Source organism: Maridesulfovibrio salexigens DSM 2638 (genome assembly GCF_000023445.1).
Lineage (GTDB): Bacteria > Desulfobacterota > Desulfovibrionia > Desulfovibrionales > Desulfovibrionaceae > Maridesulfovibrio > Maridesulfovibrio salexigens.
The window spans coordinates 3,341,528-3,358,030 of the sequence record NC_012881.1 but is presented as its reverse complement, the minus strand read 5'-3'; the positions used below and the strand labels follow the sequence as shown (position 1 = coordinate 3,358,030).

At 46.0% G+C, this 16,503-nt stretch carries 14 protein-coding genes; 9 read left to right on the top strand and 5 right to left on the bottom strand.

What is annotated here, in order from left to right; translation table 11 throughout:
* Positions 1-28 precede the first annotated feature (28 nt).
* Together gcvH and lipA are read left to right on the top strand one after the other, a co-directional pair.
* Positions 29-418 (top strand): glycine cleavage system protein GcvH, encoded by a 390-nt coding sequence (gcvH, locus tag DESAL_RS15320; protein WP_015852894.1) that lies wholly within the window; start codon positions 29-31, stop codon positions 416-418.
* Between the two features lie 111 nt (positions 419-529).
* A complete protein-coding gene (gene lipA / locus DESAL_RS15315; protein ID WP_015852893.1) occupies positions 530-1,405 on the top strand; it encodes a lipoyl synthase in 876 nt (291 codons plus the stop codon).
* A gap of 103 nt (positions 1,406-1,508) precedes the next feature.
* Here lipA and groL read toward each other — a convergent pair whose 3' ends face one another.
* From groL to DESAL_RS15300, 3 genes are all read right to left on the bottom strand, one after another.
* On the bottom strand, positions 1,509-3,182 hold the full coding sequence (gene groL, locus DESAL_RS15310) for a chaperonin GroEL (RefSeq protein ID WP_015852892.1): 1,674 nt from the start codon (positions 3,180-3,182) through the stop codon (positions 1,509-1,511).
* A gap of 86 nt (positions 3,183-3,268) precedes the next feature.
* On the bottom strand, positions 3,269-3,556 hold the full coding sequence (groES, locus tag DESAL_RS15305) for a co-chaperone GroES (RefSeq protein WP_015852891.1): 288 nt from the start codon (positions 3,554-3,556) through the stop codon (positions 3,269-3,271).
* A 184-nt stretch (positions 3,557-3,740) separates the two neighbouring features.
* The gene (locus DESAL_RS15300) at positions 3,741-4,385 is read right to left on the bottom strand and encodes a S24 family peptidase (RefSeq protein ID WP_015852890.1); all 645 of its coding nucleotides are present in this window, start codon (positions 4,383-4,385) and stop codon (positions 3,741-3,743) included.
* A 189-nt stretch (positions 4,386-4,574) separates the two neighbouring features.
* Between DESAL_RS15300 and DESAL_RS15295 the strand changes: the two genes are divergently transcribed.
* Both DESAL_RS15295 and DESAL_RS15290 read left to right on the top strand, forming a co-directional pair.
* Positions 4,575-4,892: a helix-turn-helix domain-containing protein gene (locus DESAL_RS15295; protein WP_015852889.1), complete on the top strand. Its 318-nt coding sequence runs from the start codon at positions 4,575-4,577 to the stop codon at positions 4,890-4,892.
* 92 nt (positions 4,893-4,984) lie between these two features.
* Positions 4,985-7,324, top strand: a complete 2,340-nt coding sequence (locus tag DESAL_RS15290) for a sensor domain-containing diguanylate cyclase (RefSeq protein ID WP_015852888.1) — start codon at positions 4,985-4,987, stop codon at positions 7,322-7,324.
* 56 nt (positions 7,325-7,380) lie between these two features.
* Here the strand turns inward: DESAL_RS15290 and DESAL_RS15285 are convergent, their stop codons facing one another.
* Positions 7,381-7,839, bottom strand: a complete 459-nt coding sequence (locus tag DESAL_RS15285) for a chemotaxis protein CheX (RefSeq protein ID WP_015852887.1) — start codon at positions 7,837-7,839, stop codon at positions 7,381-7,383.
* Between the two features lie 388 nt (positions 7,840-8,227).
* On the opposite strand from DESAL_RS15285, the gene DESAL_RS15280 reads away from it, so the two are divergent.
* The 5 genes from DESAL_RS15280 (at position 8,228) to DESAL_RS15260 (ending at position 15,382) form a co-directional block, all read left to right on the top strand.
* Positions 8,228-9,922, top strand: a complete 1,695-nt coding sequence (locus DESAL_RS15280) for a glutamine--tRNA ligase/YqeY domain fusion protein (RefSeq protein WP_015852886.1) — start codon at positions 8,228-8,230, stop codon at positions 9,920-9,922.
* A 208-nt stretch (positions 9,923-10,130) separates the two neighbouring features.
* Entirely contained in the window at positions 10,131-11,639 is a 1,509-nt protein-coding gene (gene hydF / locus DESAL_RS15275; protein ID WP_015852885.1) for a [FeFe] hydrogenase H-cluster maturation GTPase HydF, read from the top strand.
* Positions 11,640-11,655: 16 nt separating this feature from the next.
* Positions 11,656-12,669, top strand: a complete 1,014-nt coding sequence (locus DESAL_RS15270; RefSeq protein ID WP_015852884.1) for a BMP family lipoprotein — start codon at positions 11,656-11,658, stop codon at positions 12,667-12,669.
* Positions 12,670-12,685: 16 nt separating this feature from the next.
* Complete coding sequence (locus DESAL_RS15265) at positions 12,686-15,061, top strand: response regulator (protein ID WP_015852883.1); 2,376 nt, start codon at positions 12,686-12,688, stop codon at positions 15,059-15,061.
* A 3-nt stretch (positions 15,062-15,064) separates the two neighbouring features.
* Complete coding sequence (locus DESAL_RS15260) at positions 15,065-15,382, top strand: Hpt domain-containing protein (RefSeq protein WP_015852882.1); 318 nt, start codon at positions 15,065-15,067, stop codon at positions 15,380-15,382.
* A gap of 19 nt (positions 15,383-15,401) precedes the next feature.
* On the opposite strand, the gene DESAL_RS15255 is transcribed toward DESAL_RS15260, so the two are convergent.
* Positions 15,402-16,319: a DUF2156 domain-containing protein gene (locus DESAL_RS15255; RefSeq protein WP_197528756.1), complete on the bottom strand. Its 918-nt coding sequence runs from the start codon at positions 16,317-16,319 to the stop codon at positions 15,402-15,404.
* Between the last annotated feature and the right edge of the window lie 184 nt (positions 16,320-16,503).

The window sequence follows — 16,503 nt, the reverse complement described above, 5'->3', positions numbered from 1 at the left end:
CAGAACAATAAACTTTTTGGAGATAATCATGAGTGAACTTACTTTTCCCGCAGACGTTCTTTACCATCCCGAACACACTTGGGTTCTTATCAACGATGATAACACCGCAGTCGTAGGCATTACTGATTTTGCCCAGGACCAGCTCGGCGAAGTCGCTTTTGTTGATCTGCCTTCTGTCGGCGACCACTTCGATGCAGGTGCAGAGTTCGGTACCGTTGAATCCATTAAGGCTGTAAGCAGTCTGTACATGCCTATTTCCGGCACTGTTGAGGAAATCAACGAAGGTCTTGAAGACGCTCCTGAAGATGTGAATACTTCTCCTTACAAGGACGGCTGGATGCTGCGTATTACCCTTGATGCTGATGCAGACAAGAGCCAGCTGCTTAATCACGAAGGCTACGCAGAAAAAATCAAGTAAGCCACCTGTCCCGGACCCCATACCCGGGATATTCCACTCCTTTGACGGAGCTTATACCTAAGAGCGGCCTGCTATTTTGTAGGCCGCTCTATAAATTTCAGGAGGCATGCTATGTGTTCTAAAGATCCTTCCAAACCGTATTTGCGCATCCCGCCGTGGCTTCGGGTCAAGATTCCCTGCAACAAGACTTACAGTGCCACACGGGAACTGGTTAAAGACCTTAGTTTGAACACCGTCTGCCAAAGTGCCAAGTGTCCTAATATGTTTGAATGTTTCTCTGAGCACACGGCTACTTTTCTGATTATGGGTGACACCTGTACCCGTAACTGTGCTTTTTGCAATATCGAGAGCGGTGATATTCTGCCCCTCGATCCTTCTGAACCTTCCCGTGTCGCTGAAGCTGCCAGACGACTGGGGCTCAAGCACGTGGTAATTACCTCCGTTACCCGTGATGATCTGAATGACGGCGGGGCTGACCATTTTGCCGCTACAATTCGTGCGGTTCGGGAGCAGTTGCCGGGGTCATCCATTGAAGTGCTCATCCCTGATTTTCAGGGCGATGAAGATGCACTGAATTTAGTCATTGAAGCCCAACCGGATATCATCAACCACAATGTGGAAACTCCTCCTATTCATTATAACGATATCCGCCCGCAGGCTGATTACAAGCAAAGTCTTGAGCTTATCGAGCGGGTTAAGTCTGCCGGGGCCATTGCCAAGTCCGGGCTTATGGTCGGGTTGGGTGAAAATGATGAGGAAGTGCAAGGGGTAATAGATGACCTTGCGAGCATCGGTTGTGACATTGTAACTATCGGGCAATATATGCGTCCTTCACTTAAGCATCCCGAAGTGCTGCGCTATGTCCATCCTGATGTTTTTGAAGAATATGCCTGCTACGGCAAAGAAAAAGGTGTTCCGCATATGTATAGTGCGCCCCTTGTGCGTTCCTCCTACAATGCATCCCTGTTTGCGGGGCTGAAAAAATAGTTCTCATTACCTCCTAAAAAGAGAGCAAAACGAAAATCCCCGGCAACCGATGTGGTTGCCGGGGATTTTTAATTGGCTTTGTGAGCCGGATGGAAAGGCTGGCTTAGTACATGCCGCCCATGCCACCCATACCGCCCATGCCACCCATGCCGCCCATGCCGGGCATACCGCCGGGCATACCAGCAGGCATGTCTGCAGCCTTTTCAGGCTTTTCAGCGATAGCGCATTCGGTGGTCAGCAGGAGGCCTGCAACGGAAGCTGCGTTCTGGATAGCGATACGGGTAACTTTTTTGGGGTCGATAACACCGGCCTTGATCAGGTCTTCGTATTCGCCGATAGCAGCGTTGAAACCGTTACCGTCTTTTGCTTCTTTTACTTTCTCAACAACGATGGAACCTTCGAGGCCTGCGTTGCCAGCGATCTGGCGGAGAGGCTCTTCGATAGCGCGACGGATGATGTCGATACCTGCGGATTCGTCATCGTCGGAGGAGGTTACGTTTTCCAGAGCAGGGATGCAGCGGATAAGTGCAGTACCACCACCGGGAACGATACCTTCTTCAACAGCAGCGCGGGTAGCGTTGAGTGCATCTTCCACGCGTGCTTTCTTTTCTTTCATTTCAGTTTCAGTTGCAGCACCAACGTTGATAACTGCTACACCGCCAACGATCTTGGCGAGGCGTTCCTGAAGTTTTTCACGGTCGTAGTCGGAAGTGGAGAGTTCGATTTCGTTGCGGATCTGGCCGATACGGGCTTTGATCATTTCGCCTTCGCCTGCACCGTCTACGATGGTGGTGTTTTCCTTGTCGATTACAACGCGTTTTGCGGAACCGAGGTGATCAAGGGTAACAGCTTCGAGGTTGAGACCGATGTCGTCGGAAACAACTGCTCCGCCGGTGAGGGCTGCGATGTCTGCGAGCATTGCTTTGCGGCGATCACCGAAACCGGGAGCCTTAACAGCAACAACATTGAGGGTGCCGCGCAGTTTGTTAACTACGAGGGTAGCCAGAGCTTCACCTTCGATGTCTTCAGCGATGATAACCAGGGGCTTGCCCATTTTAGCAACCTGCTCGAGAACGGGCAGGAGTTCTTTCATGCTGGTTACTTTCTTTTCGCTGATCAGGATCAGGGGCTCATCCATTTCGCAGATCATTTTTTCTGCGTTGGATACGAAATAGGGGGAGAGGTAACCGCGGTCGAACTGCATACCTTCAACAACATCAAGAGTGGTGTCGAGGCCTTTTGCTTCTTCAACGGTGATAACGCCTTCTTTGCCGACCTTGTTCATGGCTTCGGCAATGATGTTACCAATGGTTACATCGTTGTTTGCGGAGATGGTACCGACCTGAGCGATTTCTTTCTGGTCGCGGGTGGGCTTTGCAAGGGTTTCGAGGTGATCGATGATTGCTTCAACAGCTTTATCGATACCGCGCTTGATAGCCATGGGGTTACGGCCGGCTGCAACGAGTTTAACACCTTCGGTGAAAACAGCCTGAGCAAGGATGGTAGCAGTAGTGGTACCATCACCTGCGATGTCGGAGGTTTTGGAAGCAACTTCCTTAACCATCTGTGCGCCCATGTTTTCGAACTTGTCTTCCAGTTCGATTTCCTTAGCTACGGAAACACCGTCTTTGGTGATGACCGGGGAGCCGAAGGATTTGTCCATAACAACGTTACGGCCTTTGGGTCCGAGGGTTACTTTTACAGCATTGGCGAGCTTGTCTACGCCGAGTTTCAGTTTTTCACGAGCTTTGGCGTCGAAAAGAATCTGTTTAGCCATTTGGTGTTATCTCCTTAAAATAAAGAAATGTATTCAATTATGCAGCCCTTGGGCTGTTCGTATGTTCGATTGCTGGAGCAGCCTGATTATTCGACAACAGCGAGGATGTCGTCTTCACGCATGATCAGATGATCTACACCTTCGATGCTGATTTCAGTTCCAGCGTATTTAGCGAAAAGAACAGCGTCGCCTTCTTTTACGCCCAGAGCTACTCTGGAGCCATTGTCATCAAGCTTGCCGGGGCCAGCTGCGATAACTTCACCCTTGAGGGGTTTTTCTTTTGCAGAGTCGGGGATAATGATTCCGCCAACGGTTTTTTCTTCCACTTCAAGGCGTCTGACCAGTACGCGGTCTGCTAACGGCTTAAGTTTCATCAGTTTTCCTCCAATATTTCGATACTATTTTTTGCTTTCAGGCTCATGGCCTGTGGATCGCTGCGACTTCTCATGATTTAGTAGGAAAAAGAATCCCGCCGCAGGGATTGAATGAAAGTAAGTCATTATTAAAAACTGTCAACAGCGTGATGGCTTTTTTTTTGAAAATCATGAAATCGAGGCTTTAAAGAAGATCCTTCGCTACAAAAACAACCCTGCCTATGGGGGCCCAATTATGTGCCGGATTGTTGCTTTCAAGGACAATGGGGCCGGGAGAAATTTCCTGGTTTTCAGAAATAAGCAAGATTTTTCCCGGCTCCCTTGCTACTCTTCGAACCAGAATTTCTTCATCAATACGCACAGCATAGATGCGTCCCTCAAAAAAATCTTTTTGTGATTCGTCAACCAGAACTTGGTTGCCGTCTTCAATGCGCGGAGCCATTGCATTTCCGGTAACCGTCAGCAGTTTCATGGAGTCCGGATCTCCTTTTTCTGCCATCCAATCTAGGTTGAATGCCAGCTTTCCTTGAGTCTCACTATCCACTTTCAATTTTTCGCCGTCCCGGTTTGCACGGGCCAGTGCTTTTTGGGGGGTAAGGAAATTGTCATTATTTGGGGATTTGTCTTCCGGGAAAACAATACGTGCGCCTACTTCATCAAGAACTCTCGCCAGTACTTGAATGTGTTTGCCTCGCTCTTTTTTGATGTAGCGGATTATCTGGTTGGGAGCTACGCCGCATGCCTTGGCCATTTGTGTCGGGTTGGCGTACTTGCGATTCTGACCAATCATGTTTCGCAACCCTTCGACTAAATCATTGTAGAAACCCATGTTTCCTCCTTGTAATATTGGTATATTTTTTTGAATAATTTGTCCTTAATAAGTTTATTTTTTTTGTCGCTGTTTACCAATTGGTATTATAAATTTACGAAATGGCTTGCAAAGAGGATTATTTGGTAATAGGTGTGTCCCGTCATTGTTCATTTTGTAGTGAATTTTAAAAGTAAAGAGGGGATACAAATGGGAGGGGACAAAGTTTCAGGTGCGGTGATGTTTCCTGATATTGAAGGGAGGCGTGCTATGTCAGCTGAAGGTTTGATTAATGTGCTGGGAAGGGAAGCTGCGGAGCGATTGATGTATTGCTGGGGAGGAACAAGAGTCTCGGTCCCTGATCTGGATGAATTGCAGAAGCTTAAGCTGCGGGAACGCATTATCAAGGCCTATGAACGTGGCGCAACTCCGGCGCAAGTGGCTGAAAGGTTCGGCATTTCGGTGCGCACCGCCCAGAGAATTCGTAGTTTCGCCAATTACGTTGAACGTGATACCGAAATAATGTAATATGTTACTGTAGCGGTGTATTTTGAATACTGAAAGATCTGATTGTTTTGTGCTATGCTCGCAATGAACTTCCGCCCGGGATGCCAATTTTTATGAAAACAAAAACAACAAGTAGCGTTTTTCTATATTTCATCAAGCGGTTCTCAGTCGTCGCTGTGCTTATTCTTGCCGTTTCAGCGTGGGCTTTGCTTACTCAGCGGACCCAATACCATAAGATTGTGGAAAACCATGAAGTTGATTTGGTTAAAAGCAATATTTCTGCTTTTAATTCATGGCTCGAATCCGACATCGAATATACTGCGATTCTTGCCGGTCTGGTAGAAGAGCAGTTGACAGGTCCGGGCGATCCGTATGCTCAGCGTGAAAACATTGCGGAACTGTTCTCCATATTTGGTTCGCGCTGTAAGGGATGTGTTCAACTTCGTTACTTTTCTCCTGAAGGGATGGAGCTGGTGAGGATCAATATTGATGCCGGGAGGCCGGTCCGGGTAGCTGGAAATTATCTTCAGGATAAAAGTGAACGTTCATATATTAAGGAAGCAGCAAAACTTAAAGACGAGGTTTATATTTCAAGCTTTGACTTGAATATGGAATTCGGGAAGGTGGTCATTCCCTATACACCTGTAATCAGGATTGTGAAAAAAGTTTATGCAGGTGGAATGAACTCTGGATTTCTGGTCATTAATTTTTCGGGAGACATACTTTTTAAAATTTTCAATGAAGCTGGAGTTGAATCGTTTGGCGATTTGTTTCTTGTAAATGATGACGGTGGATGGATTGTCGGTCCGGACGAAACTTATAGTTGGAAGTTTCTTTTCAAACCCAAGGAAGGTCTTCTGGAACAGGGATTTCCTGAAGTCTGGAGTGAAATAAAAAATAAGAATGACGGACAGTTTGCCGGGGCCGACGGCTTATATACCTTTGATTCGTTGAGTAGTAACTCTTTTCATTATGTTTTACGGCAGGATGTTGTTTTCAGTGAGGGGTGGAAGGTTATTTCACGGGTTCCTAATGAGTCCTTGGTAGTCCCGCGCCGAAATATTATGTTCATTCTGTTGGCATTTCTCGTTATTATGCTTGGTTATCTGTTCTGGAGACAATCCGCTGTAACTGTTGCCAGCGAGGAAATTCGTCTGGCTCTTGAGGACAGTGAAAAGATATTCATGGATGTGGCTGATGCGGCTGGTGAATTTATCTGGGAGACCGGGCCTGACGGAAGTTTTGTATTCGTGACCGGTAGGGCTGAAGACGTTCTCGGTTATAGTGCGGAAGAACTCATCGGGCGTTCCCCCTTTGATTTTGTGGATGAGGAATACTCGTGGGATGTGCGTAAGGAGTTTTTGGACGCTGCTCAGTTCGGTAACAGTTTCAATGGCTTAGTCTTTAGGTTTGTAAATCGCGACGGACGTAAGATCTGGCTCGAATTTAACGGAGTTCCGGTTTTTGATGCAGAAGGTGTTGTCACCGGGTTCCGCGGGGCTACATCTGATATCAGTGCTCAGAAAAAGGCCTTGCAGGACTTGCAGGATCGTGAAGACATGCTTCAGAGTATAAGTGATTCTGTTCAGGATGCTTTAGTGCTGATGGATGAGAAAGGTTTGGTTCATTTTTGGAATCCTGCTGCGGAGAAAATTTTCGGGTATAGGGCAGATGAAATGCTCGGGGAAAGTCTACAATGCTGTTTTCATGCAGAAGATAATTTATTGCCGGAAAATTTAGGTAACACTGATAATTATATTGATGGCCTGCTCTCAAGTTACGGCTCTTTTACCGTGAACGTCCGCCGTAAAGGTGGGGATGTTTTCCCGGCAGAAGTTTTGCTGTCTCCTTTACGTAAGGATGATCAGTGGTGGGTGGTAGGAACCTTCAGGGATGTCACCGAGCGTAAGGAAGCAGAAGATAAGTTGCGTAAGCTGGCAACTACGGATTCCCTGACCGGACTCAGCAACCGTCGTTTTTTCATGGAAAGCGCAGAGGATGCTTTGGAGCGAACCCGCAGATACGGTCGTGATCTTTCCTTGTTGATGATGGATATTGATTATTTCAAGACGGTCAATGATATGTATGGGCATGATGCCGGTGACGATGTCTTGAAGGGGCTCTCAAAAACAGGGCTTAAAATTTTACGTAATATTGATGTGTTCGGAAGGATCGGCGGGGAGGAATTCTCTATCCTTCTGCCAGATACCGGACTTGATGGGGCAACTCTGGTTGCAGAGAGACTTCGGGCGGAGATTGAAACAACTAAAATGAATACCCGTTCCGGAAGTTTGAATATTACCGTGAGCATCGGTGTTGCAACTTACAGTGAACATACAAAGACATTGGAACAATTACTCAAGGCTGCGGATATCGGTTTGTATGCAGCTAAAGAGGCTGGTCGTAATCAGGTCAAGGTACAGTTGACTTTGGAAGGATCGTCAGACGAGTAGAAAGTTCAGATTCAGAAATTAAGAAGCCCGGAAGATTTTCTTCCGGGCTGAAATTTTTAATCGAAGCCGAATTCGATGGTGAATTTACCGTGGTCGGTGGTGAATGGTATGGCCATTACCGGTCCGGCTGTAACGTGGGCAATGGTATGGTTGTCACCCATAATTACAGTGGGGGTTGAACCCTGAAGTTTGTACCCCATTTCAGTCAGTCCTGCTCTTGCCTGTCCTGAAACCATGTTGGTGATTTCACCGACAGCATCTTTTACATCCTGAATGATGTCCTGAATGTCGTCTCCGAGCATGTTCTTTACAATCTGAGCGGCGCAGGCCTTTTCAAAAGTAATTGAGATGCTTCCGTTTACTGATCCTGTAAAGCCGACTATGCCCGTTACATCTCCGTTGGCGACATTCCCTTTTTTTACAAACGGTTTACCCGCTGTAGGCGTAATCATGGCCATCATTGTCAGGATGTCCGAGGTGGCCTTGATAAAAGGTTTAGCCAATTCTACATTCATTATAGCGACTCCTTAAAAAAAGTTGGCATATATGTTTTCGCGGCAGACCGGAAGAAAACTCCCCTGTAATTCCGACCATACCTGTCTTTCATGTTTTAAGTCATGAATTATTCCAATGCAATTGCGCTTTGAGTACCTTAACAGAAAAAAAGATCATGAACAATTTTTTTAAGAGTGCTTTCAGTATTTTGACATTATTTTTCTGATTGGGGCATCCTGAATATGGATACTTTGCAGCAAATGAGAAGACTCAGGCTTGCTCTACCTCCCTTGGTATTTGACCGTAGACATAAATTCTCGTATTTAGATGGGATTCTTAGTGAATAATGCTTGCCTGCTGAAACTTGATCCGGGCAGCTGAAAGATAAAAATCAAGGATTATAGATAAATGTCAGATAATAAAACCGAGTCCAATGTAGGTAAGAACTTTATTACCGCGATTATTGATAAAGATAATGAAACAGGAAAATACGAAGGAAGGGTGGCTACTCGTTTTCCTCCCGAACCTAACGGTTACCTGCATATCGGCCATGCCAAATCCATCTGCCTGAACTTCGGGCTTGCCAAGGATTACAAAGGCACATGCAACCTGCGTTTTGACGATACCAACCCGGTCAAGGAAGACACTGAATATGTGGAATCCATTGAGAAGGATGTCCGCTGGCTTGGATTCGATTGGGAAGACAGACTGCACTATTCCTCTGACTATTTTGATAAACTTTATGGCTTTGCCGTCCAGTTGATTAAGGAAGGTAAGGCTTATGTGGATAGCCTCAGCGCAGAGCAAATTCGTGAATATCGCGGTACCCTGACTGAGCCGGGTAAGAATAGTCCTTACCGTGACCGCTCCATTGAAGAGAACCTTGATCTTTTTGAGCGTATGAAAAACGGTGAGTTTGAAGATGGTGAACACGTTCTTCGCGCCAAGATCGATATGGCTTCTCCCAATGTGATCCTGCGTGATCCCACCATCTATCGCATCAGGAAAGCTCACCACCACCGTACCGGTGATAAGTGGTGCATTTATCCTATGTACGATTTCACCCACTGTATTTCCGATTCACTGGAGAAGATTACCCATTCCATCTGCACCCTTGAGTTTGAAAACAACCGTGCACTTTATGACTGGACCCTTGAGAATCTCGGGGTTTACCGTCCGCAGCAGATTGAATTTGCAAGGCTTAACCTCAGCTATACTGTAATGAGTAAGCGCCGCCTTATTCAGCTGGTTGAAGAAGGGCACGTTACCGGTTGGGATGATCCTCGCATGCCGACAATTTCCGGCATGAGAAGACGTGGTTATTCTCCGGCTTCCATTCGTAATTTTTGTGAACGCATCGGTGTGGCAAAAGCTGCCAACATGGTAGATTTCGCTCTGCTTGAGTTCTCTGTGCGTGAAGATCTTAATGCCCACTCCAATCGGGTAATGGGTGTAGTTAATCCCATCAAGCTGGTTATTGATAACTACCCCGAAGGCCAGGTTGAGGAATTCGAAGTACAGAACAACCCTGAAGACGAGTCCGCCGGAAGCCGTAAAATTCCTTTTTCCAAGACTCTGTACATTGAGCGTGATGATTTTATGGAAGACGCTCCCAAGAAGTTCTTCAGGCTTTCAGTTGGCCGCGAGGTACGTCTGCGTGCAGCATATTATGTGACCTGTACTGATGTTATTAAAGATGAGAACGGCGAAGTTGTTGAGCTCCGTTGTACTTATGATCCTGATACCCGTGGTGGCTGGTCCAATGATGGACGTAAGGTCAAGGGTACCATTCATTGGGTTTCCGTGGACCATGCTATTGAGGCTGAAGTCCGTCTTTACGATCATCTCTTTACCAAAGAGAACCCCATGGACAACAAAGACGGTTCCGACTTCAAGGATCATATCAATGCTGATTCCCTTGAAGTTCGGACTGCTTACGTGGAGCCTTCCCTTGCAAATGTGGAGCCCGGATTCCGTTGCCAGTTTGAAAGGATCGGCTACTTCTGTGCTGACACGGACTATACTTCTGAGAAACCGGTATTCAACCGGACTGTCACCTTGCGTGACTCTTGGAAGAAAATTGCCAATAATCAGAAAAAGTAATACCGTACCCTTACGGGTGCGGATAAGATTTTGCGGGGTCCTTAAGGGGTCCCGCATTTTTTTTGTACTGGCACATATTTTTCCATAAAATAAGTGTGGATAATTGGGATGAAATGTTTTGTATAAAGTGCTATTTCTTGGGTAACTAATAATACTGAATTTCGAATTATGATTTTGATTGACTGAGATATGAACCGGAGGTCGAAGAATGACTGCTGAAATTGAAAGCGGTTCCAAGCTTGCTATTGCCATTGCCGGAAGAAGTAATGTTGGTAAATCTTCAATAATAAGAGCTCTTTCAGGGATTGAGAGCGATGAAGTCAGCCCTGTGGCCAGTGAAGATGAAATGTATCCCCTTACAAGAGCGGAGATTCACCCGCTGGGTCCGGTGACCATTTATGATACTGATGCACATGTTCCCGGCGATGACCGGGCCCGGGCCATCAAAGATGCATTATATAGTGTTGATGTAGCGGTTATCGTTACCGATGATTCTGGTATCCTTGATGAAGAAAGGGAATTGACCAATTTATTGCGTGATCGCGGTATTCCCTGCGTTATGGTTTTTAATAAGGCGGATATACGAAGACCCAGTCTTGCAGATATGGAATTCTGCGGTTCTCGCGGAGTCCGTTTTGTTGCCACTTCTACTGTTGACGGTCGGGGTATTGAACGGCTCAAAAAGTCCATTATGGCTCTTGCTCCGGAAGAGAATATGCTCGACCCTGTGCTGGCCAGAGACCTTATGGGCCGGGGTGATTTTGTTGTCTGCGTTGTTTCTGAAGATCCGGTTTCGCCTAAAGGCAGACTTGGACTTCCCAAATCGCAGGTGCTGCGCGAAATCCTTGATGCCGGGGGGATCGCGGTTATCGTTAAGGAAGGGGAGCTTTATCAGACAATCTCCGGCCACAAGCGGCGTCCGGCTCTTGTTATTGCTGATTCCGAGCCCATCAAGAAAGTCATGGACCTGATTCCGCGTGATGTGTCTCTGACCACTTTTCCGATTCTTTTTGCTCGTCATAAGGGTAATCTGGAGCAGCTTGTTCAGGGTGCTAATGCCATTGATAACCTTCAGGATGGGGATAAGGTTCTTATCGTTGAAGCCTGCCCTCATCACCCTAAAGCTGAGGATCTCGGCAAGGAAATGATTCCCGCAAGGATTGCCGGATACACAAACCGAAATATTATTTTTGAATCCAAGACCGGGTGCGGTCTGCCTATTGATCTTGCTGAATACAAGCTTGTCGTTCATTGCGGTGCCTGTATGGCTGAGAGAGCTGACATGCTTAGGAGGATCAGGGATTGTGACCGACAGCAGGTTCCTATCACCAACTACGGGCTGGCTGTTGCCAAGGTGGATGGAACACTGAAACGTTTGATTGAACCTTTTTTCAAGGATGAAGTTGAAGAACGCAAGGAATTGACCGGAAAGATAAATGTTTTCAGGGGGAGCAACTCGCAGGCTATGCATCTGGTTGTTCCTGCCGAGATACATCCTGAGAAGGCTGTACCATTCAACCTGATGTATTTGTTCGGGGATATTGAGGTTACAAAGGAGCATATCGGTTTTGCTTCATTGCCTTTCGCCCGGGGAGGACAGCAGAAGATCAGGAAGTTTGTAGAAGAGCACGGTTACTGCTTTTACAAGTGGCCCGGACGCGTTTTGGGAGCCGATCTTGGAGGACTGCTTGATCCGGATGATAGTGATGACGTTTGATTGCTAGGTAGTTTTTATGAGTAGGGCAAAAGTATATATTGGAATGGTTTTATTCCTGCTTATACTTATTTCCTGTTTGGGAAATAGTTCTATTTGCCGTGCTGAAACTATGAAAATCGGTTTTGTCGCTTCCGGCGATACCATCAATGACAACTCTTTCAACGAGATGGTTGCTTCAGGTTTGCGGCGGCTTCAAAAAGACAGACATGTTGATCTGGTCGTCCGTAGGGGAGGTTTTACTGTAGATTCGGTTGCGCATGCTATTAGATCAACAATCGGCGAAGGTGCTGGGATTGTAGTAGTTAACAGTATGCCTGCAGGAAACCGCTTCGGGGAAATAGCCCTTGATCATCCCAAGGTTGTTTTCATTTTCAATGATTCCAATGTTGATGGGTATTCAAATGTTATTTCAATTGATTACGCTCATGCTTCAGGTTCCTGTCTGGTCGGAGCATTATGCGCTTGGCAGACAAAAACCGGTAAAATAGGATTTATCGGTGGAAATGAGCTGCCCGTAATCAAGGACTTTTTAAAAGGGTTTAGCCGGGGTGTGGAACTTTCCGGCAAGGATGTTGAAGTTGATGTTAAGTTCGTTCGCAGGGGAAATGCCGAGAAAGGTTTTGAAGATCCGCAGCAGGCTAATGCACTTGCTTTGAAGATGTACGGGGCGGGGGCAGATATCATTTATGCTGTTGCGGGCCTTTCAGGTAACGGCATAATTCAGGCCGGACGCGAGACCGGTAATCTGGTTGTGGGTGTTGATTCTGATCAGGATCATCTTGCCAAAGGAACGGTCCTGACCAGTATGATGAAGAGGCTTGATGTGGCCGTATACAAGGAATGTCTTGCAGTTATGGATGGGAACTTTACACCGGGGCGTAAAGCATATGGCCTTGCTGACGGCGGTGTTGGTTTGACTGAAATGAAATATAGTAAGCATCTGATTTCTAGTGAAGTTCTTCGTCTGCTTGATGTTTTGAGGAAGGATCTTATTTCAGGTAAAATCAAGGTGGAACCTTCAGCTCAGTAAAGCGGGATATTTTTTGATGGCTATTTTTTTCAGGATAAAGCGTAGGATTACCTTGGGACTGGTGGGGTTGCTGGCAGCAATCCTGTTGCCGCTTGGTTATGTTTTTAGTGAATTATATCATGCAGAAATTATAAATTCCATTGAGTCCAAGGGACGTGCAGTGGCTTCTCTGGTTGCTTTTTCAAGCAGCGAGGCAATCCTGAACTTTCAGAATTATGAGCTTGAAGAATTGGTACAGAATGTCTGCTCTGGTGAGGATGTTGTTTCGTGTGCCGTATTCGGTCAGTCCGGGGCTGTGATCAGTCAGTTTCAGGAAACGAATGACGGAAAAAAAGCTGGCAATGTCTTTTATGTAGAAAAAAGGATTCTGAAAGATGGCGAATATTTAGGTCATGTTCGTGTTGGGATTTGGGATAACAGTCATGCGCAAAATTTCTCTTTTATTCTAACTTATATCCTTCCTTTGCTTTTTGGTGTTGCATTGATTGGAGGCGCGTGTCTGCGGTTATTTATAGGCAGGACTGTTATTTCTCCAGTGATCAGGCTTTCGGAGCAGGCAAAGCTTGCTGAACAAGGCGAAATGGTTGTTTTTGAAGGTGGGGACAGGGATGATGAGATAGGAAGCCTCAGCAGCTCTCTTGAGCATCTTAATTCTAAGCTTGTCCAAATCCAATCTGAATTAGATCAAAAGGTAAGTGAGCGTACTGCAGCTATCAGTAAAGTTAATCATAAACTTAAGGATGAAGTTGAAATTCGGCGCAGAGCAGAAAAGGATTTGAATGCTGCTCTTGAGAATCTTTCCTTTACCGTTCGCGAATTGGAGAAATCGAAGGATAAATCTGAAAAAGCCAGTCAGTTTAAGAGCCAGTTTTTAGCAATGATAAGTCATGAGATCAGGACTCCCATGAATGCCATACTCGGTATGGGGGATTTGTTGCTTGGCACTGAACTTGATCCTGAACAGATGGGGTATGTCGAAATTTTCAGGGGTTCAGGAGAACTGCTGCTCAAGATTATCAATGATATTCTTGACTTTGTGCAGATTGAATCCGGTCAGATTGAATTGGTTCCCGTGCCATTTGATCCTTCTCAGGACGTACAGAGTGTATGTAAAAGCGTGGCCCATTCCGCGCATGCACGAGATATTGAAGTTATTTGTGACGTGGCACAGGGGGTCCCTGCACAGGTGGTAGGTGATCCGGTTCGTGTTCGTCAGGTTCTGATGAACATTGTTTCCAATGCCGTTAAGTATACCTCAAGTGGTGAGGTTGAGGTTTGCCTGAGTGCTGAAGAGTCTGGTGAAGACTTTGAACGTTTGCTTTTTACTGTGCGTGATACCGGGATTGGAATCCCCGAAGGTCAGCGTGAAAGCCTTTTTGAAGGTTTCGTTCAGGCTGACGGTTTAGCTTCCCGGGAGTACGGCGGAGTTGGATTGGGGCTGGCAGCAGCTTCACGTCTGGCGGTTCTCATGGATGGCGAAATTCGTTTTGAGAGTGAAAGCGGTAAAGGAAGTATTTTTTATTTTTCTATTCCTTTTAAAAAGTCCTTATACGAGCCATTGCGCAGCGTAGCTGATTTTTCCGGTACGCGCGTATTGCTTGTTGATGATAATTATACTGTACGCGAGGTTCTCGCCAGAAGGCTGCAATCCTTCGGAATCGATGCGGTTATGGCCTCCAACGGTCCCGAGGGACTTGACTATCTGGTGGCTGCGGCAGCCTCCGATAATGCTTACGACCTACTGTTTGTCGATAGTGATATGCCAGACATTACGGGGGTTGACTTCCTTTCAAAAGCACAGCAGAAAGGGGGGCTTCCCAGTCGCGTGGCAGTGATGTTCTCTGCCGGATGTACAGAAGAAGAGCGACAGAATGCCAGACTTGTCGGAGCGGATTATACCTTGATCAAGCCTGTTTTTGATGCTGATCTGATCCGCTGCCTTGCTTCTGTGGGGGATTCTTCCAAGGATAGGCATAGAGCCGGAAAGGGGCTCAATATTTTGCTGGTGGAAGATAATGATAACCACCGTAAAATTTTGGAACTTTTCATCCTTGATACCGGTGCGGACATAACTGTTGCAGTAGACGGGTTGCAGGCTTTGGAACTTTTTAAAGACAATAGCTACGATCTGGTCTTTATGGATTTGGAGCTTCCTGTGATGGATGGAATCTCAGCCGTAAAGCGCATGCGTGAAGTTGAATTAAACAGCGAAAGGCAAAAATCTATAATTGTAGCTATTGCCGCCAGAGCATACAGTTCCAACCGGACGGATTCGGCACAGGCAGGATGTGACGGATTCATTTCCAAACCGGTAAAATGGGATACCATTAGATCCACTGTCTCGGCTGTTGCCGCTAAAGGTGATCTACCTGAAGATATTATTCTGGAGTAAAAAATGATTTCTGGAGAGAACGCAGGACAAGACTTGTTTATCATCAATGATGATCTTAGAGAATTGATCCCGCATTTTGTAGTCCATCAGTTTGACGAGTTGCAGCAGATGGAAAGCAGCCTTGAGGCTGGAGATTTGAAAGAAGTTGGAAGGCTTGGGCATAGCCTGAAAGGTGCAGCTGCCAATTTTTGTCTTGATCCGCTTTCCCGTCTGGGAACGGCAATTCAGGATGTTTCCAAGCTGGGATTGGAAGATGCTCTTAAACCGTTAGTAAAGAAATACCGTTTTTACCTTGATGAATTGAAGCTACAGGTTAGCTGATTAAATCTGTTTTCGTTCGTTACAGCTCCAGTCCGCACGCAGTTGTTGCTGCCATCATGGTATTGAACCAGCCTGCATTACTCGCTACATATACTTTCTGTCTTCTGCCGCAGAATTTAGATTTGTGCCTGTCATTCCCTTTGAACGGATAAACTTTTTCACCGAATTCATAGAAAAGCCCTGCAAGCTTTTGCAAAGGTCCTGAAAGGGTGTATCCCTGTTCCATACCGGATAACGGTGAAAGTCCAAGGCTAATGAATTTTTTGCCTTCTGAACGAAATTTTTCCATAGCCTGAAGAAGAGTGAAGGCAGAAGTTCCGTTCACCGCCTCTGAACATAACCTGTCGAAGTTATGGTAATAACCGATAATTTCTCCTTCAGAGTATATGGGGTCAAATCCGGCAAGAGCCAGCAGTTTTCCGTTTATTCTGGCCCAGAAAAAACGGACTCCCTCTTCATTGCTTTCAGGCAGAGGGCGCGTCAGAAACGAAAATTCCTTTCTTCCTTTGTTGTTAAGCCAGTCCTGACATAGTCTGTTGATTTCCTGTCGATTTACTTCTGAAAGTCTCTTTTCTTCTACTGTAAGGCCGGACTTTCGTCCTTTGTTGTTCCACTGTCGGAGTGAACTTTTGCGCTTTCCGCTCAATGAAAATGACTGTATGTCCAGTTCGGTTTCCACACCAATCTGGTAAACGCTATATCCTTCATTAAAAAGTGTTTCAGCTAAAGTTTTACTAATTTGTACCAGCGTTATCTGTCCCAGATGTTCTTCAAGTTTTTTTATAAGAAGTAATTGGTGGTCCGGGCCGGTTACAGGATCAGACAGAACAACTGCGCTTTTGCCATGCAGGAATTTTTTTACCTCCAGCCATGAAATGTAGCCGATGGATTTGATCAGGGCATGCTTCAACCCCGGCTGTGTTGTCGAGTAGGACATACACCTGTTGCCATACATTCTAAGATAAGGCAGCAGTTTCGATACACATTCCGGATCATTGCTGTGTAAAAAATGAAATTGTGTCGATTTGTACAAATTCATGGCTAACTAAATAAAGCTAAAGGTTTTTATCTTATTATATATCAAAAATAGAATCATATTCAAGAGGTATGCATGTACTTGC

Excerpts from the sequence above, each read along its gene's own strand:
- DESAL_RS15295 (WP_015852889.1), top strand. The coding sequence starts at position 4,575 with ATGGGAGGGGACAAAGTTTCAGGTGCGGTGATGTTTCCTGATATTGAA.
- groES (WP_015852891.1), bottom strand. The coding sequence starts at position 3,556 with ATGAAACTTAAGCCGTTAGCAGACCGCGTACTGGTCAGACGCCTTGAA.
- DESAL_RS15270 (WP_015852884.1), top strand. The coding sequence starts at position 11,656 with ATGAGTAGGGCAAAAGTATATATTGGAATGGTTTTATTCCTGCTTATA.
- DESAL_RS15285 (WP_015852887.1), bottom strand. The coding sequence starts at position 7,839 with ATGAATGTAGAATTGGCTAAACCTTTTATCAAGGCCACCTCGGACATC.
- hydF (WP_015852885.1), top strand. The coding sequence starts at position 10,131 with ATGACTGCTGAAATTGAAAGCGGTTCCAAGCTTGCTATTGCCATTGCC.
- DESAL_RS15260 (WP_015852882.1), top strand. The coding sequence starts at position 15,065 with ATGATTTCTGGAGAGAACGCAGGACAAGACTTGTTTATCATCAATGAT.
- gcvH (WP_015852894.1), top strand. The coding sequence starts at position 29 with ATGAGTGAACTTACTTTTCCCGCAGACGTTCTTTACCATCCCGAACAC.
- DESAL_RS15290 (WP_015852888.1), top strand. The coding sequence starts at position 4,985 with ATGAAAACAAAAACAACAAGTAGCGTTTTTCTATATTTCATCAAGCGG.
- DESAL_RS15265 (WP_015852883.1), top strand. The coding sequence starts at position 12,686 with ATGGCTATTTTTTTCAGGATAAAGCGTAGGATTACCTTGGGACTGGTG.
- DESAL_RS15300 (WP_015852890.1), bottom strand. The coding sequence starts at position 4,385 with ATGGGTTTCTACAATGATTTAGTCGAAGGGTTGCGAAACATGATTGGT.
- groL (WP_015852892.1), bottom strand. The coding sequence starts at position 3,182 with ATGGCTAAACAGATTCTTTTCGACGCCAAAGCTCGTGAAAAACTGAAA.
- DESAL_RS15280 (WP_015852886.1), top strand. The coding sequence starts at position 8,228 with ATGTCAGATAATAAAACCGAGTCCAATGTAGGTAAGAACTTTATTACC.
- DESAL_RS15255 (WP_197528756.1), bottom strand. The coding sequence starts at position 16,319 with ATGTCCTACTCGACAACACAGCCGGGGTTGAAGCATGCCCTGATCAAA.
- lipA (WP_015852893.1), top strand. The coding sequence starts at position 530 with ATGTGTTCTAAAGATCCTTCCAAACCGTATTTGCGCATCCCGCCGTGG.